The organism is Bradyrhizobium sp. TM239 (genome assembly GCF_036247985.1).
Lineage (GTDB): Bacteria > Pseudomonadota > Alphaproteobacteria > Rhizobiales > Xanthobacteraceae > Bradyrhizobium > Bradyrhizobium ottawaense.
The window spans coordinates 95,963-121,433 of the sequence record NZ_BTIR01000012.1 but is presented as its reverse complement, the minus strand read 5'-3'; the positions used below and the strand labels follow the sequence as shown (position 1 = coordinate 121,433).

General features: G+C 65.2%; 24 protein-coding genes and 1 tRNA gene. 17 read left to right on the top strand and 8 right to left on the bottom strand.

What is annotated here, in order from left to right; all coding sequences use genetic code 11:
• Positions 1-12: 12 nt before the first annotated feature.
• Positions 13-1,614 (top strand): SEC-C metal-binding domain-containing protein, encoded by a 1,602-nt coding sequence (locus AABA84_RS21990; RefSeq protein WP_212252306.1) that lies wholly within the window; start codon positions 13-15, stop codon positions 1,612-1,614.
• 59 nt (positions 1,615-1,673) lie between these two features.
• Here the strand turns inward: AABA84_RS21990 and AABA84_RS21985 are convergent, their stop codons facing one another.
• The 5 genes from AABA84_RS21985 to AABA84_RS21965 form a co-directional block, all read right to left on the bottom strand.
• On the bottom strand, positions 1,674-2,279 hold the full coding sequence (locus AABA84_RS21985) for a GDYXXLXY domain-containing protein (protein WP_212252304.1): 606 nt from the start codon (positions 2,277-2,279) through the stop codon (positions 1,674-1,676).
• The gene (locus AABA84_RS21980; RefSeq protein ID WP_338313085.1) at positions 2,276-3,547 is read right to left on the bottom strand and encodes a DUF2157 domain-containing protein; all 1,272 of its coding nucleotides are present in this window, start codon (positions 3,545-3,547) and stop codon (positions 2,276-2,278) included. The genes AABA84_RS21985 and AABA84_RS21980 overlap by 4 nt, the downstream gene beginning before the upstream one ends.
• Before the next feature lie 196 nt (positions 3,548-3,743).
• Complete coding sequence (locus AABA84_RS21975; RefSeq protein ID WP_338313084.1) at positions 3,744-4,136, bottom strand: hypothetical protein; 393 nt, start codon at positions 4,134-4,136, stop codon at positions 3,744-3,746.
• A gap of 51 nt (positions 4,137-4,187) precedes the next feature.
• A tRNA-Ser gene (locus AABA84_RS21970) sits at positions 4,188-4,277 on the bottom strand.
• A 418-nt stretch (positions 4,278-4,695) separates the two neighbouring features.
• Positions 4,696-5,832 (bottom strand): ROK family protein, encoded by a 1,137-nt coding sequence (locus tag AABA84_RS21965; RefSeq protein WP_338313082.1) that lies wholly within the window; start codon positions 5,830-5,832, stop codon positions 4,696-4,698.
• 332 nt (positions 5,833-6,164) lie between these two features.
• Here AABA84_RS21965 and rplU point away from each other — a divergent pair, with 332 nt between their 5' ends.
• The 3 genes from rplU (at position 6,165) to AABA84_RS21950 (ending at position 7,671) form a co-directional block, all read left to right on the top strand.
• Positions 6,165-6,551 carry a 50S ribosomal protein L21 gene (gene rplU / locus AABA84_RS21960; protein ID WP_028139187.1) on the top strand — a complete coding sequence of 129 codons (387 nt, stop codon included), beginning with the start codon at positions 6,165-6,167 and terminating at the stop codon, positions 6,549-6,551.
• A gap of 103 nt (positions 6,552-6,654) precedes the next feature.
• Positions 6,655-6,924, top strand: coding sequence for a 50S ribosomal protein L27 (rpmA, locus tag AABA84_RS21955; RefSeq protein WP_008137923.1), 270 nt, complete (start codon positions 6,655-6,657; stop codon positions 6,922-6,924).
• A 153-nt stretch (positions 6,925-7,077) separates the two neighbouring features.
• The gene (locus tag AABA84_RS21950; protein WP_338313081.1) at positions 7,078-7,671 is read left to right on the top strand and encodes a GNAT family N-acetyltransferase; all 594 of its coding nucleotides are present in this window, start codon (positions 7,078-7,080) and stop codon (positions 7,669-7,671) included.
• Between the two features lie 183 nt (positions 7,672-7,854).
• On the opposite strand, the gene AABA84_RS21945 is transcribed toward AABA84_RS21950, so the two are convergent.
• A complete protein-coding gene (locus AABA84_RS21945) occupies positions 7,855-8,769 on the bottom strand; it encodes a DMT family transporter (RefSeq protein WP_212252289.1) in 915 nt (304 codons plus the stop codon).
• Between the two features lie 120 nt (positions 8,770-8,889).
• On the opposite strand from AABA84_RS21945, the gene AABA84_RS21940 reads away from it, so the two are divergent.
• From AABA84_RS21940 to AABA84_RS21930, 3 genes are all read left to right on the top strand, one after another.
• Entirely contained in the window at positions 8,890-9,372 is a 483-nt protein-coding gene (locus AABA84_RS21940; RefSeq protein WP_212252287.1) for a MaoC family dehydratase, read from the top strand.
• Between the two features lie 85 nt (positions 9,373-9,457).
• Complete coding sequence (gene obgE / locus AABA84_RS21935; protein WP_338309525.1) at positions 9,458-10,498, top strand: GTPase ObgE; 1,041 nt, start codon at positions 9,458-9,460, stop codon at positions 10,496-10,498.
• Between the two features lie 224 nt (positions 10,499-10,722).
• Complete coding sequence (locus tag AABA84_RS21930; protein ID WP_338313078.1) at positions 10,723-12,357, top strand: alkaline phosphatase family protein; 1,635 nt, start codon at positions 10,723-10,725, stop codon at positions 12,355-12,357.
• Positions 12,358-12,427: 70 nt separating this feature from the next.
• Here AABA84_RS21930 and AABA84_RS21925 read toward each other — a convergent pair whose 3' ends face one another.
• A complete protein-coding gene (locus tag AABA84_RS21925) occupies positions 12,428-13,393 on the bottom strand; it encodes a Bug family tripartite tricarboxylate transporter substrate binding protein (RefSeq protein WP_338313077.1) in 966 nt (321 codons plus the stop codon).
• Positions 13,394-13,598: 205 nt separating this feature from the next.
• On the opposite strand from AABA84_RS21925, the gene proB reads away from it, so the two are divergent.
• The 10 genes from proB to AABA84_RS21875 all read left to right on the top strand — a co-directional run bounded on the left by proB (position 13,599) and on the right by AABA84_RS21875 (position 23,392).
• Positions 13,599-14,720 carry a glutamate 5-kinase gene (proB, locus tag AABA84_RS21920; protein WP_338313075.1) on the top strand — a complete coding sequence of 374 codons (1,122 nt, stop codon included), beginning with the start codon at positions 13,599-13,601 and terminating at the stop codon, positions 14,718-14,720.
• A gap of 240 nt (positions 14,721-14,960) precedes the next feature.
• Entirely contained in the window at positions 14,961-16,268 is a 1,308-nt protein-coding gene (locus AABA84_RS21915; protein ID WP_338313073.1) for a glutamate-5-semialdehyde dehydrogenase, read from the top strand.
• Positions 16,269-16,290: 22 nt separating this feature from the next.
• A complete protein-coding gene (locus AABA84_RS21910) occupies positions 16,291-16,935 on the top strand; it encodes a nicotinate-nucleotide adenylyltransferase (RefSeq protein WP_212252275.1) in 645 nt (214 codons plus the stop codon).
• Between the two features lie 223 nt (positions 16,936-17,158).
• Positions 17,159-17,530: a ribosome silencing factor gene (gene rsfS, locus AABA84_RS21905; protein ID WP_028139198.1), complete on the top strand. Its 372-nt coding sequence runs from the start codon at positions 17,159-17,161 to the stop codon at positions 17,528-17,530.
• A 90-nt stretch (positions 17,531-17,620) separates the two neighbouring features.
• The gene (rlmH, locus tag AABA84_RS21900) at positions 17,621-18,103 is read left to right on the top strand and encodes a 23S rRNA (pseudouridine(1915)-N(3))-methyltransferase RlmH (protein WP_212252273.1); all 483 of its coding nucleotides are present in this window, start codon (positions 17,621-17,623) and stop codon (positions 18,101-18,103) included.
• Between the two features lie 32 nt (positions 18,104-18,135).
• Positions 18,136-19,500, top strand: coding sequence for a murein hydrolase activator EnvC family protein (locus tag AABA84_RS21895; RefSeq protein WP_212252271.1), 1,365 nt, complete (start codon positions 18,136-18,138; stop codon positions 19,498-19,500).
• Entirely contained in the window at positions 19,497-20,855 is a 1,359-nt protein-coding gene (locus AABA84_RS21890) for a S41 family peptidase (protein WP_212252269.1), read from the top strand. Before AABA84_RS21895 ends, AABA84_RS21890 begins: the two co-directional genes overlap by 4 nt.
• Positions 20,856-21,013: 158 nt before the next feature.
• Entirely contained in the window at positions 21,014-22,246 is a 1,233-nt protein-coding gene (locus tag AABA84_RS21885) for a divergent polysaccharide deacetylase family protein (RefSeq protein ID WP_212252267.1), read from the top strand.
• Positions 22,247-22,322: 76 nt separating this feature from the next.
• On the top strand, positions 22,323-22,829 hold the full coding sequence (locus AABA84_RS21880; protein ID WP_212252265.1) for an RNA pyrophosphohydrolase: 507 nt from the start codon (positions 22,323-22,325) through the stop codon (positions 22,827-22,829).
• Between the two features lie 62 nt (positions 22,830-22,891).
• Positions 22,892-23,392 (top strand): RNA pyrophosphohydrolase, encoded by a 501-nt coding sequence (locus AABA84_RS21875; RefSeq protein WP_338313071.1) that lies wholly within the window; start codon positions 22,892-22,894, stop codon positions 23,390-23,392.
• A 288-nt stretch (positions 23,393-23,680) separates the two neighbouring features.
• Here the strand turns inward: AABA84_RS21875 and AABA84_RS21870 are convergent, their stop codons facing one another.
• A complete protein-coding gene (locus AABA84_RS21870; protein ID WP_338313070.1) occupies positions 23,681-25,327 on the bottom strand; it encodes an adenylate/guanylate cyclase domain-containing protein in 1,647 nt (548 codons plus the stop codon).
• Between the last annotated feature and the right edge of the window lie 144 nt (positions 25,328-25,471).

Genomic DNA, 25,471 nt, shown 5'->3' with positions numbered 1-25,471 from the left:
AAATAGACCTCCATGATGCACAGAGTGCTCGTCAATCGGCGCGGCTTCCTGGCGTCGGGCGTAAGCGCGCTCGTCGCGCAACAGCCCCTGGCTGCGGCGGCGGCTGACAGCGCCTGCAAGGCTCCGCCCGCGACGTCGATCACGGACATGCGGGCGGACGTCGCGGTTTCGCTGCGCGAAGCCTTGAAGCGGGCGAAGTCGGGCGGACCAAAGCGGCTTACCGGATTGACCCGCATCGACGCTGTCTGCCGGGACGACGACAACGATATCCTGCTTTGCGGAGTTGCCGAGAGGGGCCAACCCGATCTCTACCTCGACGATCTCATCGTCGCGATCAGGTCAGCCGACAAGAAGTACGGAAAGATCGAGCCGGGAATCTCTCTGGACCCGGACAGAAGCCAAACCCCCGGTCTCGACCAGATTGCCGGGCGCGACGCGGCCGCGAAACAACAATACCTGCGGATGTGCTCGCAACAGCCGCAAATGGTTCGCGTGGACGCCCTGCCCAGGCATTCCCGCGTGACGAAGGTGCTCGTCGAAGCCGATTATCGCATGAAGCAGGTTTCGCAGGGCACGCTTCAATTGCCGGTTGATCCGCCCTTGCCCGGGACGTTCACGCGCCGGCTCAACCAGTCGCGGCAGATGCTTCGGGCTGGCACGTCCACGGGCGATTGGAGCAGCCGTCGCCGGTTCTGGTTTGAACCCGGCAAGTTCGAATATGCTCACGATTATGAAACAGCGTTCCTGCAGTCGGCCCAGGTGATCCTCAGCGACGCGGATGCCGACGCAGATGCAGGTGCCAAGAGCGGGAACGAAGATCCCATCGCAAGGGAGTTCGCCTGTGATTGGACCGCTCGCATGGAGGAGACAATTCGTGCCGAGCCGATCTGGCGCGACATGTACAATATCTACCGGCATTTCGCGATTGCACATATCCTGAAGGAGCGGAACCTCTACGCGTATGATCTCACGCGACTGATCGACGCGCATGAGATCGATCACGTTGCATTGCCGGATTCGCTTCCGGGCTTGGGGCGCTGGGAAACCCTCGAAGAAGCGAAGGGCAACCGTCGTCTGACGCTGGTCTCGTCGGTCTGCGGTGGGGTTTCGCTCGGGCTTGCATCGCGTTTGACGGCGAACAGAGTCAGTTCTGAAAGCAAGTCGCCATCGCAAATGGCACTGCTGTCGCGGGCGATCGTTCTTTCAAGACCGGAAAAATCATCGGTGAGCTGGACGGTTCCGCCGACGGCGCTTCAAGCCGCTGCAAAGTGGTATGTGGAACGGGAAGAGCAGCGCTTACAAGCGGCGAGGGAGTCCGAGGAGAAGGAGCGCAAGGAAGCTAACGATACCAAGATGGGAATGGCGCTGCTGGGCGGGTTCGTGGTGACCGGAATACTGGCCGGGTGGCTGATGAATCGCCGCAGGGCGCCGGCCGCGGAATTGGCGGCCGCAGGATCGAACGGCTCGTCAACGCCACTCTCGGAGATTCCCGAAGAAGCAATGACGCCGGCGGCGTTTGCAGGCTTGCGACGCAACGATCTTTGCCCGTGCAATTCAGGAAAGCGCTTCAAACATTGTCACGGCGCACACGAGGCGACGTCGGATCCCGAATGAGCGCACGAAGCCGGGATCGAGGACGAAATGCCCGTGCAGGCACAGGCGACGACGTCCGGCTAATATAGCGGCTCCTCGTATACCGGCTCGCCGTCGAGCAGCAGCCGCTTGATGGCGGCGCGGCCTGAGGGCAGCACGGCGGCAACGATCCGCAGCTTCTGCTGGTTGCGGGCCTGCTCGAGCTTGCCGCCCTCGCCTTCGGGCACGAAATAGCTTTCGAGACCATATTTGATCGTCAGCCTGTCGCAGAAGGTGCGGACGTTGGATCCGCAGGAATGGCTGACGCGGCCGCGGATCAGCACCTCGGGCGCCGTGACCGGCACCGGCTCGGCATGCGCCGAAACGGCGGCGTAGACGCCATCGGCATTGGGCGCAAGCTTGACGAACACGACGGGATTGCGCGCGTCGGCCGGCTTGCCGGCGAGCGCACCGGCCGGCAGTTGCGAGATGTCGTAGCGCAGCACGACATAGTCGCCGCGCAGGAGATCGCGCGGATCGACCGGCTGCGTCTGCAAGGTCACCTCGCGGCCCTCGCGCAAAATCTGCATGCGGTCGGCGACCATCAGCACCAGCAGAACGCATTGCAGCAGGACGGCGACACCGAACAGCACGACCTTCGGGATGCGCTGCCAGAACTCGGAAACGGACGTGACCAGCCTGTTCATCGCGCAGCCCTCGGCAGTGCGCGATTGAGCGCCGTTGCAAAGACGACAGCGACGATGCCGGCCGCAGCAAGGAATGCCGAGCGGCGCAGCAACGAGCCCTTCACCGCCCAGGTGATGCCGGCGATCACGCCGGCGATCCCGAGCCAGCCGGCGACGATGCGCGGACGCACGTCATCGAGCACGCCTGACACGACGAGGCACAGCATGGCGCAAAGCAGCGCGGCATAAGCGAACCAGGGCTCGCCGGCCGTGGAGACCGGCCAGATCGGTGCGGCGAGCAACATCAGGCCGATCGCGCAGGCTGCAAGGGTCTCGCCCGCGCGCTTCGTCAGCGTGGCGGAGACGAGGGCGAGAATCACGCCCGCGGCTCCGCACAGGATCGCCCACAGCGGCTGGCCGGACGCCGTGCCGGTCCGGAAGCGAATGAAGTCGTCGACCGTCGTCACCTCCAGGACAGCGACACCGGCCAGCGAGAACGCGCCGTAGATCGACAGGACGGTCCCGAGCCGGAGCGCCCTCGGCGAGGGCCAGGCTGCGAGCGCGAGCCCGGCGCCGAACAGCAGGGCGGCGCCGTTGGCGAGCACGAAGGACGGCTGGGCGCCGTCGAACTCGAAGCGGAGCGACGTCGCGATCCACCACGGCAGCACCGCGAGCGCGACGAGATGCGCGGCGGCGCGCGAATTCCAGGCGAAGGCAAGGCTTGCTGCGATCAGCCAGACCGCCACGAACGGAAGATGCAGGACGTCGGGCGCGTCGTAGATCCGCATGCAGGTCCAGATGCCGGCGGCGACGAGGCCGACCGCGAGCGCACCGCGCGAGCCGGTCAGCAGCGCCGCAGCGAGCGCGCCGATCGACCACAGCAGCATGCCGCCGGCAAAGTCGTCGCCGAGATGATACATCTGGCCGACCAGCGCGATGCCCGCACCGAAGATGATGGCGCCAACGCTGGCGCAGAGATCGGCGAGAACGTTGCGGCCCGTCGCCGCGAACCAGGCCCCGAGGCTGCCGGTGACGATCATGCCCGCGAGGAGGATCGCGAACCGCACCAGCCGCGCGATCTCGGTCCAGTGCGCCGCCACGAAGGCAAGGAACGCGGCCGCGATCAACAGACCGCCGACAATGCCGACGACCACGGCGATGTTGATGCCCGCAGGCAGCGGCGGCAGCGCATGGCGGATCGCAGCGGCCGCCGCCGGCGCGATCACGCCCTCGGCTTCCCATTGCGCAAGATCAGCCTCGAGGCGATCCCGGTAGGTTTTTTCGAACATCGTGGTGGGTTACCTCGGTGCCGCCGGAGGGCGGGGCATTGCTAGGTCGGATCGTGGGGGTGGTGGGTTCAAGCTGGCGCTGCTTTGGTGGGGGGCACCGGCTTGTCGGTTGCTGCGTAGCAGGTCAACCAGCGAGGCTGCGTTCGCAGATCGCATACGTGACCGCCAGAATGCCGCTCTGAAGTGTGCGCAATGTTCAGCCGGGATCCAACTCGCCTGTCCAGCGATCTCGTCCCTTCCAGAAGGAACACCTTGGGCAAGGCTGACCCATCGGATAATCAACGCCTTCTTCGTGCGGACATCCAATGATTCCGTCCACCATCGCCACCGAGTGCACTGAGCTTTGACGCAGATGCGCAGCGATCTCCGAGAGAATTGTCCGATCGGTTCGCACGTCGCCGGCTTCCGAAAACCAGCGACGCAGATCGGGCTCAGCTCCTTCATACCGGATCACCGACACCGCAACCTTCGAGGCCCGTTGATTGTCGGGACCATAGAAGGCAAGCGTACCGACCGGATAGCCACGCATCCCTTGCTTGGCCTTCTTGCGCAGCCATTTCTCGGGCTGCGGTCCGATTTTCATCGCCATCACTGGATACTTTACCGCTCGCGCGCACAGATTGATGGAAGGTCGGGTCAATGGCGGAGAGGGAGGGATTCGAACCCCCGATAGGCTTGCACCTATGCCGCATTTCGAGTGCGGTGCATTCAACCACTCTGCCACCTCTCCTGAAGGCGCCATGGTAGGAGCAGGGCCCCTGTGGTTGGGGGCGTTAATAGGCGAGGATGGCGGGCCAGACAAGGCGCGCGGGGCGAAAATCAGACCGGTTTTCGGAGCTGGCGAGGCCCTGTGACGGCGAAGATGCCGTTCGCGGCGGATTTCAGGGGCCGTTTGAAGGATTTGCGAGAGATGCGCTCCCCCGAAGGTGGCGTGCGCAAGGACTGAAGGGGGCTGGAGCGGTCCGAATCACCGATCGAAAAAAACGGGTGGGACCGCCAGACGCGGTAAACACTGGCGGTCCCGTGCCGCTCATTGAAATACTGGCTGGGAAGGGCGGCTTCGCCGGCCAGGGTGAGGCGACAATTCGACCCTAGCGTGCGGCCTCGGCGCCGCAACGCAATCCGGTCCTTAACCTAACCAGTCAAGGTTACTCCTTGTCGTTTTTCGTGCTGTCCTTGTTGTTTTCCTTGGCCTTTTTCTTGCCGTTCTCCGTAGTGTCCCGGTCCTTGCGGCGGTTGGTGAAGCGCGCATTGCCAAGGCCCGTGCCGATGGTGAGCACCCCCCAGCGCTCGACGTCCTGCATGAACGGCACCTCGGAGAGGCCCTGAACCACGCCGTCATTGTGCATCAGGATCGCGGTGTCGTGCTCGCCGATCTCGGGGATGCCCTCGATCAGGCTCGCCGGCAGGTTGAACTTGCTGCTCTCCCAATTGCCCGGCAGGTTCTGCGCGCCCTTCTCGATCGAGCCGTCCTCCTTGATCACGCCGGGACAGGCGATGCCGATGAAAGGCGCGAGCTTGAAGCCTTCGTTCTCGGCCTCCGTGATCAGCCCCTTCAGCATCTTGGTGAGCCGCTTGACCGCGCCTTCGCGCGTCGGCTCGTCGTCGGCGTGACGCCACAGCTCGGATTTCACGACCTTGGCCTTCGACAGGTCTTTTGCCTTTTTCCAAGCGGTTTCGACGAGGCCACAGCGGATATTGGTGCCGCCGATGTCGACGGCCAAAATGCTGTCATGGGCCTCGAAGATCCAGGACGGCGCCAGATGCAGCGCGCCGATCAGGCCGGCTTCATCCGGGTGATGGCGGATCGGCATCATGTCGATCTTGAAGTCCTCGGATTTCAGGATGATCTCGGCGCGCGCGATCGCGAGCTCGCCGAGCCGGGAATCGCGGAAGCCGCCGCCGACCACGATGCGCTCGGTCTTGGCCCAGGCCTTGGTCTTGAGGAAACGCCGGGTGACATAAGCGAGCTCCTGGGCGAAGTCCTCGATCGCGCTGTGCACCACCGCGGAGGCCTCGACGTCGTCGCCGACCAGGATCGCATCCAGCGTCTTCTTGCTGATGTTCTCGGACGGCTCCTTGCCGAACGGGTCCTCGCCGCTCTTGCGCAGCGGCTTGCGCCAGCGGTCGAGGATGTCGCGGAACGCGCCCTTGCTGGCGCGGTCGCCGAGAAAGCCGTCCTCGTCCTTCATCTCGATGTTGAAGCTGTCGATCTCCACCGACGGCAGCCGCTCCGCGCCGTGATGGGCGATGCCCGTCGTCTTGACCAGTTCGTCTGTTGCCATGAGAGCCCTTGCCCGCTTACCTGTTCCGGCGGACTAACTGCGAGGGAACCGGTTTGTTGCAATGCCGGTCGGGATTCGGCCGAAGGCCGCAGGCCGGGCCAAATCCTTCAAATCCGGGCGCTTTTCGCCCGCTTTTCCTTGACTCTTGCCGGCCGGCGGCTATAAGTCCCACAACCGGCGCGGGGCGTTTCTCGCGCCGCTTGTTTTTGCGTGGGTTTTCAAAGGGATAACTCCCGCCCGCACAAGACTCGCATAAACCCATAGCGACTGACAAAAAGCCGGCCCCGACGATATCCGTCGCGAGGCCGGGATTGAACACGGAGAAAAAAACGATGTTCGCAGTCATCAAAACCGGCGGCAAGCAATACCGCGTCGTGCCGGATGATGTTCTCGAAGTAGGCAAGATCGAAGGCGAAGTCGGCTCGATCATTCAGCTGAATGAAGTTCTGGTGGTCGGCGGCGACACGCCGGTGCTGGGTATTCCGACGGTCGCAGGCGCGTCCGTTGCGGTCGAGGTGCTCGACCACAAGCGCGGCCCCAAGGTCATCGCGTTCAAGAAGCGCCGCCGCAAGAATTCGCGCCGCAAGCGCGGCTATCGCGACGAGATCACGGTGCTCCGCATCTCCGAGATCCTGACGGATGGCGCCAAGCCCACCAAGGGCCCGCGTCCGAAGCGGGAGAAGGTGGCGAAGGAGCCGGCAGCGGAAGCCGCCGAGTAACGCGAAATCGATCACGCCAATTCACGAATTGATGCGTGAGAAATTTTGAAATGATTCCGTCAAGGAATTGATCTAGAAATACGCAGGATTTCGGAGACGAGCCATGGCTCACAAAAAAGCAGGCGGTTCATCGCGCAACGGTCGCGATTCCAAGGGTAAGCGCCTCGGCATCAAGGCGTTCGGCGGGGAAGTTGTGATTCCCGGCAACATCATTGCGCGTCAGCGCGGCACCACTTGGCACCCGGGCCTTAATGTCGGCATGGGCACGGACCACACTCTGTTCGCCAAGATCGAGGGTCGCGTCACGTTCCAGGCCAAAGCCAACGGCCGCACCTTCGTATCGGTGCTCCCGCTCGCAGAGGCGGCTGAATAGACGGTGGATCAAATTGGAGTCCGCCGGTCCTACCAAACCGGCGGAGTCCAGAGATCACAAGAGATCGAAGGCTCCAAGGGGGAGGCGGGAAACCGGCCTCCCCTTTTCTTTTGACTTGCTCACTTTGACTTAGTGACTTTCACGGAGCCGGACATGTTGCAGGATTTCTCGAGCGCGACCTTGGCTGAGGCGAGACCTGGTGTCGTCGCCACCGAACGGCTGACCTTGCGGCGGCCGACCCTCGCCGACGTCAGGACCATCGCCTGGCTCGCCAACGACCGCCGCGTCGCCGAAAACACCCGCCGCCTCCCGCATCCCTATTCGCAGGACGACGCCGTCGCGTTCGTTCGCGCCACCGGCGCGCTCGGCAGCGAGACCGTGTTCCTGATCGAGCACGATACCGGGCCGGTCGGCATGGTCGGCATCGACTGCTCCACGCCCGGCAATGCCGAACTCGGCTATTGGCTCGGCGTCGAGCACTGGGGCAAGGGCTTTGCCACCGAGGCCGCGCGCGGCGCGATCGACTTCTTCTTCGAGGAGTTCGAGGACGAGCATCTCTATGCCGGCGCGCGCGTCACCAATCCGGCCTCGCGCAAGGTGCTGGAGAAGTGCGGCTTCCAGTGGAGCGGCGTGCAGCTGCACCGCTTCCTCGCGCTGGGCTCCTCGACGCCGGTCGACTGCTTCCGCCTGTCGCGCGGCGTGTGGGCCTCGTTGAAGAGCTGGAGCAGCGCGCGAAGGATGAGGTAGGCGGGCGAGCCCGCGCCTCGTTTTCCGCTGTCGTCCCTGCGAAGGCAGGGACCCATAACCACAGGGAGGAGTGTGGGGCAACACTCCCACTCCGAGTCTTCGCAAAACGACTTCCTGTGGGTATGGGTCCCGGATCTACGCGCGCTTGAGGCGCGCTTGTCCGGGACGACGGTGTGAGTGGGGCTACGCCGGCGGATTGATCTCTTCACTTGCGCGCCCCAAATCGCGCTCGCGCAGATAGATATAGAATCCCGCCCCGATGATGATCGCGGCGCCGATGAGCGTGGCCATCGACGGCACGTCGCCGAACACGACGAAGCCGAAGATCACGGCCCAGACGATCATGGAATATTGATAGGGCACCACGACGCTGGCCGGCGCCAGCTTGAGCGAGCGGTTGACGCAGAACAGCGCGGTGACCGAGACGCATCCCGCCAGCGCGAATATCACGAGGCTGCCCGGCGTCGGCGGCACCCAGTGGAAGGCCGACAGCACCGCGCCCAGCGAAAACGTGCCGACGAATTGCGAGGATGCCATCACGATATCCGGCGTCTTGCGCAGGCTGCGGGTGATCAGCATCAGGGTCGCAAACGACAGGCTGCCGCCGAGCGCGATCAGCGCCGGCAGGCTGACGGTCTGCGCCGACGGCCGCAGCGCGATCAAGACGCCGCAAAAGCCGATCAGGATCGCGGTCCAGCGCCGCCAGCCGACCTTCTCGCCCAGGAAGATCGCCGACATCGCGGTGACGAAGATGGGACCGGCGAGATAATAGGTGATGACGTCGGCGAGCGGCAGATAGACGGTCGCGAGGAAGAAGGCGGCGACCTCGAGCGTCGAGAGCACGACGCGAAACAGCTGGAGCCACGGCCGCTCGAGGCTGACGAAGTCGTGACGCTGCCGCCAGATCAGCGGCGCGAGCAGCAGCAGCGCCGCGCAGGCGCGCAGGAACAAGAGCTGCCCCACCGAATAAGTCCCGACCAGGAACTTGCCCATGGCGTCGCCGAACGAGAACATGAAGATCGACAGCACCATCAGTCCGATGCCGGCGAGGCGCGCGGAGCGATCGTCATAGGCGGAGAGGTTCTTGAACAGGGGCATCGAGCGCCGTTGTAATGGCATGAGCCACAGGGACAAGCCCGCCACGCTGAATTGAACGGATTGTCGCACTCTTCGCATGGCGGTAGCGATAGAGACCGCACCGAGAAAAAGAGCACCGACATGACCGACTTCGATCCGGCCCGGCATCGCATGATCCCCACGCAACGCTGGTTTGAGGATTTCGTCGTCGGCGAACGCTTCGTGCTGCCGAGCCGCACGCAGACGACGGCCGTGTTCGCCGCGTTCCAGACCGCAAGCGGCGACACCCATCCCGTGCATTATGACGTGGAATATTGCCGCAGCCGCGGCATGCCGCACCTGCTCGCCCACGGCTTCCAGACGCTGATCCACACCGCGCCAGGCGCCGGCCTGTTTCCGTTCATGGTGGAGGACTCCCTGCTCGGCTTCCTCGAGCAATCGAGCCGGTTCCTCAAACCCGTGTTTGCCGATGACACCATCTATCCCGCGCTGGAGGTCACCGAGCTGGTGCCGGGCCGCACCACCGGCGCGGTGACGCTTCGCAGCACCGTGTTCAACCAGCGCAAGGAGCTGGTGCTGGAGGGGATGCAGAAATTCCTGATCCGGCGCCGGCCGACTGGTTAAGCAAGGGGCGAAATCGCGAGAAATTCGGCCGATTTGCGGGTCTATCCGGGTTGCCGGAGGGGGCCGGCTGGCCTACCTATGGCCCATGAAATTCCTCGACGAAGCAAAGGTCTATATCCGCTCCGGTGACGGCGGGAACGGCTGCGTGGCGTTCCGCCGCGAGAAGTTCATCGAATTCGGCGGTCCCTCCGGCGGCAATGGCGGCCGCGGCGGTAACGTGATCATCGAGGTCGCCGATGGCCTCAACACGCTGATCGACTACCGCTACCAGCAGCACTTCAAGGCCCAGAAGGGCGAGAACGGCTCAGGTTCGGACCGCCACGGCGCCAACGGCAAGAACATCGTGCTGAAGGTCCCCGTGGGCACGCAGATCTTCGACGAGGACCGTGAGACCCTGATCCACGATTTCACTGATGTCGGCGAAAAGTTCGTGCTGGCCGAGGGCGGCAATGGCGGCTTCGGCAACGCGCATTTCAAGACCTCGACCAACCGCGCGCCGCGCAACGCCAATCCCGGCCAGGTCGGTGAAGAGCGCTGGATCTGGCTGCGGCTGAAGCTGATCGCGGATGCCGGCCTCGTCGGCATGCCCAATGCCGGCAAGTCGACCTTCCTGTCCAAGGTCAGCGCGGCGCGGCCCAAGATCGCCGACTATCCCTTCACCACGCTGCATCCGCAGCTCGGCGTCGTGAATGCCGACGGCCGCGAATTCGTGCTCGCCGACATTCCCGGCCTGATCGAGGGCGCGCATGAAGGCACCGGCCTCGGCGACCGCTTCCTCGGCCATGTCGAGCGCTGCCGCGTGCTCTTGCATCTGATCGACGCAACCTGCGAGCACGCCGGCAAGGCCTACAAGACGGTGCGCAAGGAGCTCGACGCCTATGGCGGGCTGCTCACGGACAAGATCGAGATCGTCGCGCTGAACAAGATCGACGCCGTCGAGCCGGACGAATTGAAGAAACAGAAGGACCGGCTGAAGCGCGCGGCCAAGAAGACGCCGCTGCTGATGTCGGGCATCACCGGCGATGGCGTCAAGGAAGCCCTGCGCGCGCTCGTCGAGGTGATCGGCGAGGCCCCGGTGTCGGCCAAGGCCAAGAGCGCCGCCGAAGCGGAGCCGTGGTCGGCGTAATTGTCGTCCCTGCGCACGCAGGGACCCATACCGCGTGATCTCTCGATGCGGATGGTTGTAGTCCCGAGCGACGAATCTTCGCCAAACCACTCCCTGTGGTTATGGGTCCCTGCTTTCGCAGGGACGACAGCGGAGTGTGAGACTACGGGCACGCGCGTCACTGGCTTGTCTTCGCTAGCGCGATAGCGCAGCATCAAACAATCAAGAAAATGCAGGGGCGAGGCATGGCGCGCGCGAAGAACGTTCTCTGGATCATGTGCGACCAGCTTCGCTATGATTATCTCGGCTGCACCGGCCATCCCACGTTGAAGACGCCGAACATCGACGCCATGGCCAAGCGCGGCGTGCTGTTCAGCAAGGCCTATGTGCAATCGCCGATCTGCGGTCCGTCGCGGATGTCGTTCTACACCGGCCGCTACATGCGCTCGCACGGCTCGCACTGGAACGGCTGGCCGCTGCGCGTCGGCGAGCCCACGCTCGGCGATCACCTCAAAAAGATCGGCGTGCGCAACGTGCTGGTCGGCAAGACCCACATGGCGCCCGATCTGGAAGGCATGAAGGCGCTCGGCATTCCCCCGGAATCGATGATCGGCGTGCATGTCTCCGAGTGCGGCTTCGAGCCCTATGAGCGCGACGACGGCCTGCATCCGACCGGACGACCGCGTCCGAAATACGACGAGTATCTGCGCAGCCAAGGTTTTGAAGCCACCAACCCCTGGGAGCATTGGGCCAATTCCGGCGCGGCGGAGGATGGTTCGTTGCAGAACGGCTGGCTGCTGGTGCATGCCGACAAGGCCGCGCGCGTGCCGGACGAACATTCCGAGACGCCCTACATGACGCGCCGCGCGATGGACTTCATCAACGAGGCCGAGACCGACGGCCGGCCCTGGTGCCTGCATCTGTCCTACATCAAGCCGCACTGGCCCTACATCGCGCCGGAGCCCTACGCCAGCATGTATTCGACCGACGACATGATCCCGGTGATCCGCTCCGAGCGCGAGCGGCAAAATCCCCATCCGGTGTTCGGCGCCTATATGGACATGCGCTACTCCCGCAACATGGCGCGCAATGATGCCCGCGAGAAGGTGATCCCGACCTATATGGGCCTGATCACCCAGATCGACGACCAGATGGGCGCGCTGATGAAGTTCTTAGGCGAACGCGATCTGCTGGACACCACCATGATCGTGTTCACCTCCGATCACGGCGATTATCTCGGCGATCACTGGATGGGTGAGAAGGACCTGTTCCACGAGCAGTCGGCAAAAATCCCGCTGATCATCATCGACCCCTCCAGGGAAGCCGACGCCACGCGCGGCACCCGCAGCGACGCGCTGGTTGAAGGCATCGATCTCGCGCCGACCTTCGTCGATTATTTCGGCGGCAAGGTGCCGGGCCACATCCTCGAAGGACGCTCGCTGTTGCCGCTGCTGCGCGGGCCGACGCCGTCCGATTGGCGCAAGGTCGCGTTCTCCGAATACGACTACGCCATGCAGGACGTGCGACTGAAGCTGAACCAGCCGATCGAGCGCTGCCGCCTGTTCATGGTGTTCGACGGCCGCTGGAAATACATCCACGCCTCCGGCTTCCGCCCGATGCTGTACGATCTCGAAACCGATCCGCAGGAGTTCGTCGATCGCGGTGACGACCCGGAGTGTGCCGCCGTCATCGCGCGGTTGCAGGCCGAGCTGTTCGACTGGGCGCTGCATCCGAACGGCCACATCACCACACCGCGCGAGAAGATCGCGGCCTATGCCGATAACCAGCTTCAGGTGAAGGGCGGCGTTTTGATCGGCATCTGGGATGAGACCGAGCTCGCGGCGATCAAGGACGGCATCGCGCAGCGCGCGAAGATGTGAGTGAGCAAAGCGAGGCTCTCTCCATTCGTCATGCCGGGCTTGACGGCTGAGTATGTGGCGCCATCGGAGTTCAATTCTCGATCTTGTATCCCGTCGCCTTCACGATTGGCTGCCACAACGCGATGTTCGCAGCGAGCTCCTTCGTCAATCCCTCCGGCGTCGAGCCGACCGGGATCAGGCCGATTGCGGTAAGCTTCTCCCTCACCTCGGGCTTGGCGAGCGCGGCGCTCGCGGCAGCTCCCAGCTTGCTCGCGAAGTCCGGCGGACTGCCGGCCGGAAGCCACATGCCGTACCAGGCGTCGGCAACGAGATCGATGCCGCTCTCTTTCAGCGTGGGCACCTCGGGCGCGAAGGGCGAGCGCTCCGCGCTCGACGCCGCGATGATCCTCACGCCCTTGGCCCGATGCTGCGGTAGCGCGTCGGCCAGCGTGGTGATCCCGAACGAAATGTGGCCGCCGACGAGATCATTGAGGATCGGCGCGCTGCCGCGATAGGGCACGCGGGTCAGGGGAATGCCGAGATCCTTCTCGAGCTTGGAGCCCATGAAATGAGGAATGGTGCCGTTGCTCGGCACGCCGAACGAGGTCTTGTCCGGATGCGCCTTCAGCCACGCCACGAAGCTCTTGAAATCGGCGGCCTCGACCGCCGGGTTGATCACCAGCGCGAACTCGAACCGCGCCAGCAGCGACACCGGCACGAAATCCTTGGCGGTGTCGAAGCTCGGCGCCGTCTCCACCATCGGCAGCAGGTACATGGTCGGCCCCGTCGTCACCAGCACCGTGCTGCCGTTCGGGCTCGCGCCCTTCACCGCCTTGATCCCGATCAGGCCATCGCCGCCGGTGCGGTTCTCGACCACGATGGTCCGTTGCAGCACCGGCGCCATCTCCTGGGCGATCAGCCGGCACAACGTGTCGCCGCCGGCCCCCGCCGCAAACGGAAAGATGATCTTGGTCAGCCCGGCCTGCGCTTGCGCCCCACCGGCCTGCGCCAGCAGCGGCAGGCCGAAACATCCGGCCATGAATGTGCGGCGATCCATGCGTTTCCCCTTTGACCCCATTTTAGTTGGCATCAGTTAGAACCAGAGCAGCGCCCCGGACAAGGCCGGCATTTGCCGTTTACCATTCTGGCCGCCTTGCGCCGGCCATCGTCCTGCTGCAAAAGCGGGCCTATCGGCGCCGCTTCTCGCTCCGCCGTTTCCAACGCAGAGCAGATCGCCCAAGCGCGCCAACACACATACACACATGGCCAGCCCCGAACTCAGTCAATTCCGCCGCATCGTCGTCAAGGTCGGCTCCGCACTGCTGGTCGATTCCGACAAGGGCGAGGTGCGGGCGTCCTGGCTCGCCGCGCTTGCCGACGACATGGCCAAGCTTCACAGGGAAGGGCGCGACGTGCTCGTCGTCTCCTCCGGCTCGATCGCGCTCGGCCGCAGCCGCCTCAAGCTGCCGCGCGGCCCGCTGAAGCTGGAAGAGAGCCAAGCCGCCGCCGCCGTCGGCCAGATCGCGCTGGCGCGGATCTGGTCCGAGGTGCTCGGGGCCCACGACATCGGCGCCGGCCAGATCCTGGTCACGCCTGGGGACACCGAGGAGCGCCGCCGCTATCTCAACGCGCGCTCCACCATCGGCAAGCTGCTGGAGTGGCGCGCGATCCCCGTGATCAACGAGAACGACACGGTGGCGACCAACGAGATCCGCTACGGCGACAACGACCGCCTCGCCGCGCGCGTCGCCACCATGGCGAGCGCCGACTTGCTGGTGCTGCTGTCCGACATCGACGGGCTTTACGACGCCCCGCCGAAGAACAATCCGAACGCCAAGCTCATTCCGGTGGTCGAGAGCATCTCCTCGGAGATCGAAGCCGTGGCAGGCGATGCCGAGTCCGAGCTGTCGCGCGGCGGCATGCGCACCAAGGTCGAGGCCGCCAAGATCGCCACCACCGGCGGCACGCATATGCTGATCGCCTCCGGCAAGATCGAGCATCCGCTGCAGGCGATCGCCGACGGTGGCCGCTGTACCTGGTTCCTGACGCCCGCCAACCCCATCACCTCGCGCAAACGCTGGATTGCGGGCACGCTGGAGCCGAAGGGCACGCTGACGATCGACGCCGGCGCGGTGACGGCGCTGCGCGCCGGCGCCAGCCTGCTGCCGGCCGGCGTGATCAAGGTCGAGGGCCAGTTCGCCCGCGGCGATGCCGTGGTGGTGCGCGGCCCCGATGCCAGCGAGGTCGGCCGCGGCCTGATCGCCTACGATGCCGAGGTCGCCGAGCGGATCAAGGGCCGCTCCTCCCCGGACGTGATGGCCATCCTCGGCATCAGCGGGCGCTCGGAGATGATCCACCGTGACGATCTGGTGGTGGGCGGGTAAGACGCCGCCTCCGTCATTCCGGGACGGTCCGAAGGACCAGACCCGGAATCTCGAGATTTCGGGTTCGGTGCTGACGCGCCGCCCCGGAATGACAGCGCAAGTAAGGTCCGCGGACAGCCGGGGCTGGATCAGTGGCCAAACGTCCTACTCACTCGCGGAGCCCTGCCATACCCTCCCCGCCCTTCGCAAAAGCGGGATTTCCGTGCTAGGACACCGCCTTAGCAGAAGGTTTTGACCCCCATGGCCGCCCCCCTCAAAGCCGTTGACGGCAACGCCGATCGGACTAGCGATCTCTTGGCCCTGATGTCCGATCTCGGGACCCGCGCCCGCGCTGCCGCGCGCGTGCTGGCGCTGGCGCCGCCGGAGCAGAAGAACCGGGCGCTCGAGGCCATGGAGCGGGCGATCCGCGCGAGCTCTGCGGCGATCCTTGCCGCCAATGCCGAGGACGTCGCGGAAGCCCGCGCCTCCGGCAATGCCACCTCCTCCTTCATCGACCGCCTGACGCTGACGCCGGCCCGCATCGAGGGCATGGCCGAGGGCATCGGCATCGTGCGCGGCATCGCCGATCCCGTCGGCATCGTCACCGAGAGCTGGCAGCGGCCGAACGGCATGACCATCGAGCGCGTGCGCGTGCCACTCGGCGTCGTCGGCGTGATCTTCGAGAGCCGGCCGAACGTTGCGGCCGATGCCGGCGTGCTGTGCCTGAAGTCCGGCAATGCCGTGATCCTGCGCGGCGGCTCGGACAGTTTTCGGTCCTGCCGCGCGATCCATGAATGCCTGACGCAGGGCCTGCGCGAGGCGGGCCTGCCTGAAGCTGCGATCACGCTGGTGCCGACGCGCGACCGCGCGGCAGTCGGCATGATGCTCTCTGGTCTGAACGGTGCCGTCGACGTGATCGTGCCGCGCGGGGGCAAGAGCCTCGTCGCGCGCGTCGAGCAGGAAGCGCGCGTGCCGGTGTTCGCGCATCTCGAAGGCGTCAATCACGTCTATGTCGATGCCAGCGCCGACCTCGCCATGGCGAAGTCGATCGTGCTCAACGCCAAAATGCGCCGCACCGGGGTCTGCGGCGCGGCCGAGACGCTGCTGGTCGATCGCGCTGCGGCCGGCAAAACACTGAAGCCGCTGGTCGAGATGCTGATCGAGGCCGGCTGCGAAGTGCGCGGCGACGAGACGGTGCAAGGAACGGATGCGCGCGTAAAACCTGCAAACGAAGACGATTGGGACACCGAATATCTCGACGCGATCATCGCGGCGAAGGTCGTGGACGGCGTCGACGGCGCAATCGCGCACATCCAGAACCACGGTTCGCATCACACCGATGCGATCGTGAGCGCGGATGAGGCGGCTGCGAAGAAATTCCTCAGCGAGGTCGATTCCGCGATCGTGCTGCACAACGCCTCGACGCAATTCGCCGATGGCGGCGAGTTCGGCTTCGGCGCCGAGATCGGGATCGCCACCGGCCGCTTCCACGCCCGCGGCCCGGTCGGGGCCGAGCAGCTGACGAGCTTCAAATATCGCGTTCACGGCACCGGACAGACACGGCCGTAAGTAACGTCGCGGGGCGCGGACATTGAGTAACAATTTCGTCGCCCCCCGCTTCTTCGCGCAGGCGATACCGCCCTACACCGAAGGCATGCGCATCGGCCTGCTCGGCGGCTCGTTCAATCCGCCGCACCAGGCGCATCGCGCGATCAGCCAGTTCGCGCTGAAGCGCCTTCAGCTCGACCGCGTGTGGTGGCTGGTGACGCCGGGCAATCCGCTGAAGGAGAACGGTAAGCTGCATGAGCTCGGCGCGCGCATGCAGGCCGCGCGCGACGTCGCCAACGATTCGAGGATCGAGGTCAGCTGTCTCGAATCCGTCATCCGCACGCGCTACACTATCGACACGATCAACACCTTGCGCCGCCGCCTCAGCGGCCTGCGCTTTGTCTGGATCATGGGCGCCGACAATCTCGCTCAATTCCATCGTTGGCAGCACTGGCGGCGCATCGCCGACCAGGTGCCGATTGCAGTCATCGACCGCCCGCCGCAGAGTTTTCGCGCCCTCGCCTCCCCCGCCGCCCAGGCGCTGGCACGCTATCGCCTGCCCGAGAACAAGGCAGCGCTGCTTGCGGATCAGCCGGCGCCGGCCTGGGTTTTCCTGACCGGAATGAAGCTGAATCTGTCCTCGACCGGCTTACGGAACCCGGACGGGAGCTGGAAAGGTACAATGTGAGGACGAGCGTGCAGATGTAGTATGGGTTTCGGGCTCTCTGGCATATTGAAACCCTTAACCCCACATGATGTAGTGTAACCAGTGAGCGCCGGATTCGGCGTTCGCGATACAGTGAAAGGAATGGTCCCTGACCGCATCTGTATTGTCCAAGTCAGCTTCAACCAAGTCTGTTTCACCCAAGGTTGCCAAGCCGACGCGTAAGACATCGACCAAAGCTGCGGCCTTGAAGGCGCAACCCGACGCCGACAAGACGCTGAGCCTGATCCTCTCCCGCCTCGATGACATGAAGGCGGAAGAGACGGTCACCATCGACCTTCGCGGCAAATCGGCGTACTCCGACTACATGATCGTCACCACCGGCCGGGTGAACCGGCACGTTGGCGCGATCGCGGAAAACGTCGCCAAGGGCCTCAAGGAAAACGGCATCAAGAACATCCATGTCGAGGGCTTGCCCAATTGCGACTGGGTGCTGATCGATTCCGGCGACGTGATCGTGCACGTGTTCAGACCCGAGGTCCGCGAGTTCTACAATCTCGAGCGGTTGTACACGCAGGGCCCAGGGGCTGCGAAGGCGATCGCGGCGAAGGCGATCTAGGCTCATCGAGCCGATTTCGAATCGGCTGACGCGCATGCTAGCGTCGCGCGCGCCATTTGCGCGCGGTCTTGAAAACACGACCCTGATATCATGCGCGTTGCTGTCATTGCGGTGGGCCGGCTGAAGCAAGGCCCCGAACGGGAGCTTGCCGACCGCTATTTCGAGCGGTTCGACGAGGCCGGCCGCAAGCTCGGATTCCGCGAGCTCCTGGTCCACGAAATCCCCGAGAGCCGCGCGCGCGACGCCGCGACGCGGATGACCGAAGAGGCCGCCGCAATCTCCGCGCATATCCCGGCCAAATCGATCCTGGTGGCGCTGGACGAGCGCGGGCAAAATCTCGACTCCACCGTATTCGCACGGCATCTGTCGCGCTGGCGGGACGAAGGTGCCGGACATACTATCTTCGTGATCGGAGGGGCGGACGGACTTTCGCCCGAATTGCGCCGTAAGGCCAAGCTCGCGATCGCGTTCGGCTCTGCGACCTGGCCGCACCAAATGGTCCGCGTCATGCTTCTGGAACAGCTTTATCGGGCCGCCACCATTCTGGCCGGCCACCCCTATCACCGCGCGTGATGCGCGCCACAACGAGCACCTTTGCCGACACGATGCGAGCGCCGCTCCTCAACCTGTTGCTGATCACAAGCGTTGCCGGCGCAAGCCTCGCGCAAGCTCAGACGCAAGGTCAGTCAGTTGCGCCCGCGCCGCAGACCGCCGCCGTCTCGCCCGACGCCATCAAGCAGCGCGAGCAGGAGCTGGAAGCCGCGCGCGCCAGGCAGAAGAGCGCGGAAGAGGCCCAGGCCAAGCTCAAGGCCGAGATCACCTCGCTCGGCCAGGACCGTACCCAGCTCAATCAGCAGCTGATCGACACCGCCGCCAATGTGCGCAGCGTCGAGACCAAGATCGACGAGACCGAAGCCCGGCTGCGCGCGCTCAACGGACGCGAGCAGGCGATGCGCAGCTCGCTCGATTCGCGCCGTGCCGACATCGTCGAGGTGCTGGCGGCGTTGCAGCGGGCCGGACGGCGCACGCCGCCGGCGCTGCTGGTGCGGCCCGAAGATGCGCTGCAATCGCTGCGCACGGCGATGCTGCTCGGCGCCGTGGTGCCGGAGCTACGCGGCCGCGCCGAGAAGATCGCAAGCGAACTCGGCGAGCTCGTGGCCTTGCGCAAGACCATCGCCACCGAGCGCGACCAGCTCGCCTCCGACCGCGACAAGGTCAGGAGCGACCAGACCCGGCTCACCGCCCTCGTCGACGAGCGGCAGCGCCAGCAGGCTTCGCGCGAAAAGGACCTCGATGCCGAGAATTCGCGCGCCATCGCGCTTTCGAGACAGGTCGGCGATCTCCAGGGCCTGATCACCAAGATGGAGCAGGATCTGCAGAGCGCCGCCAAGGCCGCCGAGAAGGCAGCCGAGGCTGCAAGGCAGGCCGAGGCGAAGGCGGCCGCCACCGAGGCCAAGGCGGCGGCCAGCGCCAGCGCCAAATCCGGCCCCGGCGTGTTCAAGGACCGGTCCCGGACCACCCCCGCGATCGTCTTCGCCTCCGCCAAGGGTCTCCTGCCTCTTCCGGTTAACGGTAACAAGATCAGGGATTTCGGCGGTTCCGACGGGGTCGGCGGGGTCCAGAAGGGCATTTCGCTGGCGACCAAGCCCGGCTCCCAGGTCACAACGCCGTGTGACGGCTGGGTGGTCTATTCAGGCCCGTTCCGCAGCTATGGACAACTCTTGATCCTCAACGCCGGGGGCGGGTATCATGTCCTGATCGCCGGGATGGAGCGCATTTCGGTCAACATCGGACAGTTTGTGCTCACGGGGGAGCCGGTCGCGACCATGGGGTCGACCTCTCAGGTCGCTTCCATTCTTGCGACGAACGCGAGTCAACCTGTGCTGTATGTCGAGTTCCGTAAGGACGGCACTCCAATCGATCCAGGCCCATGGTGGGCCGCAAATGAAGGCGAGAAGGTTCGCGGATGATGCGCAAGACTTCAGTAATCCTCCTCAGCGCGGCCACCGGCGCGGCGCTGATGCTGTTCGTGACCCAGCCGCGCGCGGTGTTCATGGGCTCCAGCGCGCGAGCCGCCACTGCAGACACCTATCGCCAGCTCAATCTGTTCGGTGACGTCTTCGAGCGCGTGCGCTCCGACTATGTCGAGAAGCCCGACGACACCAAGCTGATCGAATCCGCCATCAGCGGCATGCTCACCGGCCTCGATCCGCATTCGAGCTACATGGACGCCAAGAGCTTCCGCGACATGCAGGTGCAGACTCGCGGTGAGTTCGGCGGCCTCGGCATCGAGGTCACGATGGAAGACGGCCTGATCAAGGTGGTCTCGCCGATCGACGACACCCCGGCTTCGCGCGCCGGCGTCATGGCCAACGACATCATCACCAATCTCGACGACGAGGCGGTGCAGGGCCTGACCCTGAACCAGGCGGTCGAGAAGATGCGCGGCCCCGTCAACACCAAGATCAAGCTCAAGATCATCCGCAAGGGTCAGGACAATCCGATCGACGTCACCCTGGTGCGCGACAACATCCGCGTCCGCTCGGTGCGCGCGCGCGTCGAGGCCGACGACATCGCCTATATCCGCATCACCACCTTCAACGAGCAGACCACCGAAGGCCTGAAGCGCGAGGTCGCCAGCCTCTCGAATCAGATCGGCGACAAGCTGAAGGGCTACATCATCGACCTCCGCAACAATCCGGGCGGCCTGCTCGAGGAAGCGGTCACCGTGTCCGACTCGTTCCTGGAGAAGGGCGAGATCGTGTCGACCCGCGGCCGCAATGCCGAGGAGACCCAGCGTCGCACCGCGCATTCGGGCGATCTGACCAAGGGCAAGCCGGTCATCGTGCTGGTCAATGGCGGCTCGGCCTCGGCGTCGGAGATCGTCGCCGGCGCGCTGCAGGACCACAAGCGCGCGACCATCGTCGGCACGCGCTCGTTCGGCAAGGGCTCGGTGCAGACCATCATTCCGCTCGGAAGCGGCAATGGCGCGCTGCGGCTGACCACGGCGCGCTACTACACACCGTCGGGCAAGTCGATCCAGGCCAAGGGCATCGTGCCCGACATCGAAGTGCTGCAGGACGTGCCGGACGAGCTGAAGTCGCGCACCGACACCAAGGGCGAGGCTTCGCTGCGCGGCCATCTCAAGAACGACGGCGACGAGAAGACCGGCTCGCAGTCCTACGTCCCGCCGGACGCCAAGGACGACAAGGCGCTCAAGCTCGCCGACGACCTGCTCCACGGCATCAAGAACAGCGCCTCCGCCGCGCCCACCCCGGGCAGCGACAACAAGACCACGACCGACAAGCCCAAGGCGGCGAACTAAGTCGGCGAACCAAGGCGGCGCATCGCGCGATCTGACGAATAGGGCGGCTCCCGGAGCCGCCCTTTTTGCTTGGAACTCATGCCATCCCCGGCCTATCCCGGCCTGCCGTCGCTTGACCCCGGCGTGGTATCGTCATTGGCAGTGATTCGGGATCGCGCATGACTGAAACGGCCGATGATCTGAGCGCCCCGCTCGGACAGGACAAGCCGCGCCGGAAACGCCGGCTGCGGCTGCCGTTCACGGCCATGCAGGCGCTCGCCGTGCTGCTCGGCCTGTTCCTCCTCGCCTTTGCCGGCTTCGCCATCTTCAACAAGGATCCGCTCGGCGGCGAGCCGATGACGCGGATCGCCATCAGCGAGAAGGGCGCCGACAAGGCTGCCGACGAGAAGCCCGCCGCCGGCCAGGACAGCAAGCCAGCTAGCAAGCAGGACGGCAAGCACGACAGCCAGGAGGCGCCGAAGCAGGCCGCCCCCGGCGAGCAGAAGACCGTCACCATGATCGACGGCTCCACCGGCGCCCGCCACGACGTGGTGATCGGCGAGGACGCAGGCGACAAGGCCGGGGCCGCTTCGGCCCCGCCGCCGGTCATGGCCGGGATCAATCCGAAGCTGCTGGAGAAGTCACGCTACGGCATGATCCCGGTGGTCGCCGACGGGCTGAAGCCGTTCAACGTCTATGCGGCGGACGCCGATCGCGCCAAGGCCGCCAAGATGCCCGTGGTCGCCATCGTGATCGGCGGCCTCGGCGTCGGCGCCGCCAAGACCACCGATGCCATCATGAGGCTGCCGGCGGCGGTGACGCTGGCTTTCACGCCCTATGGCACCGATCCCGGCAAGCTCGCCGAACGGGCCCGCGCGCAGCGCCACGAGATCTTCCTCCAGATCCCGATGGAGCCCTACGACTTCCCCGACAATGATCCGGGACCGCAGACGCTGCTGACCTCGCTCAGCGCCGACCAGAACATGGACCGCCTGTACTGGCATTTCAGCCGGATGCAGGGCTATGCCGGCATCACCAATTTCATGGGCGCCCGCTTCATCGCGACGGAGCCGGCGATGCAGCCGATCATCCGCGAGGCGGCCAAGCGCGGCCTCGGCTTCTTCGACGACGGCTCCTCGCCCCGCAGCATCGCAGCCCAGGCCGCGGCGAACCAGACCATGCCGTTCGGCAGGGGCGACATCGCGATCGACGTGGTGCCGACCCCGACCGAGATCGACCGCGCCCTGAACAAGCTCGAATCGACGGCCCGCGAGCGCGGCGCGGCTGTCGGCACGGCTAGCGCCCTTCCCGTCTCGATCGAGCGCATCGGCGCCTGGACCAAGACATTGGGCGACCGAGGTATCCTTTTGGTGCCATTGACAACCGCGATGCTGAAATCAAAATCCAGCTAAATCAACGGATTGGTACGGCACGGGTCCCGCGGGACCGGTCAAGCCGCAACCAGCAGCATGCGAGAGGTCTGGCGGAATGGCGCGTTACGAGGATCTGCCCTACCGGACCTGCGTCGGTGTGATGCTGATCAACACAGAGGGACTGGTGTTCATCGGCCGCCGCGCCGGCGGCATCGAGCATGTCGACGACACCCATGTCTGGCAGATGCCGCAAGGCGGCGTCGATCCCGGCGAGGACACCTGGGATGCCGCGAGGCGCGAGCTCTACGAGGAGACCAGCGTGCGCTCGGTCGAGCGGCTCGGCGAGGTCCCGGACTGGCTCACTTACGACATTCCGCGCACGGTCGCCGGGCGCGCCTGGAAGGGCCGCTACCGCGGCCAGCGCCAGAAATGGTACGCGGTGCGCTTCACCGGCAAGGACAGCGAGATCAATGTCGAGAGGCCCGGCGGCGGCGGCCACAAGGCCGAATTCGTGAACTGGCGCTGGGAACCGATGAAGAATCTGACGGGGCTGATCATTCCCTTCAAGCGCCCGGTCTATGAGCGCGTGGTGCAGGAATTTTCCGCGCTGGCAGACCAATAAATCGAATTGTCGTCCCGGCTTCGGTGCTAATGCACCCGGGAATGACGATGAGAGATTTACGCGTGACGAATGAAAAGCCCTACCGCCCCAACGTGGGGATCGCTCTCTTCAACACCGACGGCCGCGTGCTGATCGGCCACCGCTTCAAGGGCGACGGACCCGAGATCATCCTGCCCGGGCTCGACTGGCAGATGCCGCAGGGCGGCGTCGACGAGGGCGAGAATTTGCGCGATGCCGCGCTGCGCGAGCTCTGGGAGGAGACCAGCGTCAAGAGCGCGGACTATCTCGGCGAGACCGACTGGCTCACCTACGAATTCCCCCCCTATGACGGACCGCAGACGCATCGGCTGGCCAAGTTTCGCGGCCAGCGGCAAAAATGGTTCGCCCTGCGCTTCACCGGCAAGGATGACGAGATCGACCCGCTGACGCCGCGCAACGGCCAGCCCGCAGAGTTCGACGCCTGGCGCTGGGAACGCCTCGACCGCGTCGCCGACGTCGTGGTGCCGTTCCGGCGTGAGGTTTATCAGGCGGTGGCGAAGCAGTTCGCGGCCTTCGCGAGCTAAAACTGCGAAAACAACCCCATGCACAGTAGAATGGGGTTGAAATGGTTGAAGAATTTTTGCCGGCGGTTTGCATGTGAGGGGGCACCAGATCTCTCATTCCCTCCCCCTTGTGGGGGAGGGGCAGGGAGGGGGGTGCCACACGGGGACTCTATCGATCGCGCACGCGCTTCGGATCAGGATCAACATCGGCACCTCTTGCTGGGCTACCCCTCTCCCTAGCCCTCCCCCACAAGGGGGGAGGGAAGCACCTGTGTCGGCGCGCCAGTCGGGCCTCATCCCACAACGGCGCTAATTGATCGGTCCCACCGTGAACGGGCCGAGCGCGATGACGTGGCAACCGCTGTCGCGCTTGGCGCAGTCGGCGAGTGCGGAGGTGACGGCGGCCTGCTCGTCGGCGGCCTTGAGGCCGAGGCCCGGCCGGCCCGCGGTGCCGACCGCGACCGCGTTCCAGCCCATGGCGTCACCGAGCTTGCGCACGACCTCGCCGCGCGCATCCGCCATGATCGAGGCGTTGGAGGCGGCATTGAAGAAGCCGGTGATCCGAAACAGCGTCGGGATCGGAACGACGAAATTGTCGTCGATCGCGACCACGAGGCACGCCACACCTGCAATCGCGCCGCACGATTCCAGCGAACGGCGCGCTGCATCTTCGGCGGATGAGGCGCCGAGCACCATGAAATATTGTCCGCCGGGGCCGAGCGCGACCGAGCGGGATTTCGCCGCCGACACGAACATGTTCTCGAGCCGGACCTTTTGCGGTTCGCGCACCATCGGAAACTCCTTCGATGCGAAGCTCCGTTCGGTCATGGCGTCGTGCCGGAAATAGGGAGACGGCGGCATCGGCGGCTTGCCGTGCGTGTAGACGACGTTGTTGCCGACCGCATAGAGCTCGCAGCGCCGCGGCGATTGCGCGGCATCGGCGCGCTTCTGGCACTGCTCGAGCGCGGTGTTGCGCGCGGCCTCCTCGTTCGGCTGGTTCAGGGCCGAGCCGGTGAAGCCGCCGACATTGAGCGCGAAGGCCTTGTAGTCGCCGGCGGTGGAATAGTCTCCGGCAAGAAAGGTGCGGACGCGCTCGTTGATGAAGGGCACGCTGTCGGCCGCAAACTTGCCCGCTATCGGCGCGGCCGAGGGTGACGGCGCAGGCATCGGCGCCATCGCAGCGCCAGCATTCTGCGGCGCCATCGGCGACATCGGCGCCTTGGCGAGCTGGGTCGGCGCCGCGCTTGGGGACGCGCTTGGTGCTGCGGCCGGAGTCGCCGCGACATTCGCCGTCTGCTTGAGCTTGGTGTTGTAGAGGAGGCCGGTGACGCCGATGGCGACGATCGAGACGACCGCGACCACCAGCGGCCACATCCACACCGGCGCCGCGGCGAGCTGTGAGCCCGCCTTCTTCAGCTGCGGCTTGGTATAGCTGCCGTCCTCGCGCCGCATCGCCACCATGTAGGCATGCACCGGCGTCGGGATGTTCTTGACCTCCTGCGCACCGATATCGGCGAACTGCACCGAGAGCTTGTTGGCGACCTGCTCATGCACCGCGCGCGAGGCGCAGATGCCGCCGACCTCGGCGAGCCCCTCCAGGCGCGCGGCGATGTTGACGCCGTCGCCGAGCAGATCGCCGTCGCGCTCGACCACGTCACCGATGGTGATACCGATGCGGAACGACATCTGCCGGCTCGGCGGATAGGCCATATTGCGGGTCCGCAGGGATTCCTGGATGTCGATCGCGCAACGCACCGCATCGACCGCGCTCGGGAATTCCGCGAGCACGGCATCGCCCGCCGTATTGAAGATGCGCCCGCCGGCCCTCGCGATGAAATCGTCGACGACCTCGCGATAGGAGGCCAGACGCCGCAGCGTCTCCTCCTCGTCTTCGGCAACCAGTCTCGAATAACCGGCAATATCGGCTGCGAAAATCGCTGCGATCTTGCGTTTCATCTGCGACCCGCCCCGGGAACAAATTCGCAAGGCAGAATGCCGTTACCGGCGGCGCGGTGCAACAAAGTTTCGGCGCCCGCCACGGGTGTGACGAGCGCTGCACTTGGCCAGGGAATTTGTTGCAGGATTTCTCGTTCGAGCCCC

Excerpts from the sequence above, each read along its gene's own strand:
- AABA84_RS21990 (WP_212252306.1), top strand. The coding sequence starts at position 13 with ATGATGCACAGAGTGCTCGTCAATCGGCGCGGCTTCCTGGCGTCGGGC.
- AABA84_RS21985 (WP_212252304.1), bottom strand. The coding sequence starts at position 2,279 with ATGAACAGGCTGGTCACGTCCGTTTCCGAGTTCTGGCAGCGCATCCCG.
- AABA84_RS21980 (WP_338313085.1), bottom strand. The coding sequence starts at position 3,547 with ATGTTCGAAAAAACCTACCGGGATCGCCTCGAGGCTGATCTTGCGCAA.
- AABA84_RS21975 (WP_338313084.1), bottom strand. The coding sequence starts at position 4,136 with ATGGCGATGAAAATCGGACCGCAGCCCGAGAAATGGCTGCGCAAGAAG.
- AABA84_RS21965 (WP_338313082.1), bottom strand. The coding sequence starts at position 5,832 with ATGGCAACAGACGAACTGGTCAAGACGACGGGCATCGCCCATCACGGC.
- rplU (WP_028139187.1), top strand. The coding sequence starts at position 6,165 with ATGTTCGCAGTCATCAAAACCGGCGGCAAGCAATACCGCGTCGTGCCG.
- rpmA (WP_008137923.1), top strand. The coding sequence starts at position 6,655 with ATGGCTCACAAAAAAGCAGGCGGTTCATCGCGCAACGGTCGCGATTCC.
- AABA84_RS21950 (WP_338313081.1), top strand. The coding sequence starts at position 7,078 with ATGTTGCAGGATTTCTCGAGCGCGACCTTGGCTGAGGCGAGACCTGGT.
- AABA84_RS21945 (WP_212252289.1), bottom strand. The coding sequence starts at position 8,769 with ATGCCCCTGTTCAAGAACCTCTCCGCCTATGACGATCGCTCCGCGCGC.
- AABA84_RS21940 (WP_212252287.1), top strand. The coding sequence starts at position 8,890 with ATGACCGACTTCGATCCGGCCCGGCATCGCATGATCCCCACGCAACGC.
- obgE (WP_338309525.1), top strand. The coding sequence starts at position 9,458 with ATGAAATTCCTCGACGAAGCAAAGGTCTATATCCGCTCCGGTGACGGC.
- AABA84_RS21930 (WP_338313078.1), top strand. The coding sequence starts at position 10,723 with ATGGCGCGCGCGAAGAACGTTCTCTGGATCATGTGCGACCAGCTTCGC.
- AABA84_RS21925 (WP_338313077.1), bottom strand. The coding sequence starts at position 13,393 with ATGGATCGCCGCACATTCATGGCCGGATGTTTCGGCCTGCCGCTGCTG.
- proB (WP_338313075.1), top strand. The coding sequence starts at position 13,599 with ATGGCCAGCCCCGAACTCAGTCAATTCCGCCGCATCGTCGTCAAGGTC.
- AABA84_RS21915 (WP_338313073.1), top strand. The coding sequence starts at position 14,961 with ATGGCCGCCCCCCTCAAAGCCGTTGACGGCAACGCCGATCGGACTAGC.
- rlmH (WP_212252273.1), top strand. The coding sequence starts at position 17,621 with ATGCGCGTTGCTGTCATTGCGGTGGGCCGGCTGAAGCAAGGCCCCGAA.
- AABA84_RS21895 (WP_212252271.1), top strand. The coding sequence starts at position 18,136 with ATGCGAGCGCCGCTCCTCAACCTGTTGCTGATCACAAGCGTTGCCGGC.
- AABA84_RS21890 (WP_212252269.1), top strand. The coding sequence starts at position 19,497 with ATGATGCGCAAGACTTCAGTAATCCTCCTCAGCGCGGCCACCGGCGCG.
- AABA84_RS21885 (WP_212252267.1), top strand. The coding sequence starts at position 21,014 with ATGACTGAAACGGCCGATGATCTGAGCGCCCCGCTCGGACAGGACAAG.
- AABA84_RS21880 (WP_212252265.1), top strand. The coding sequence starts at position 22,323 with ATGGCGCGTTACGAGGATCTGCCCTACCGGACCTGCGTCGGTGTGATG.
- AABA84_RS21870 (WP_338313070.1), bottom strand. The coding sequence starts at position 25,327 with ATGAAACGCAAGATCGCAGCGATTTTCGCAGCCGATATTGCCGGTTAT.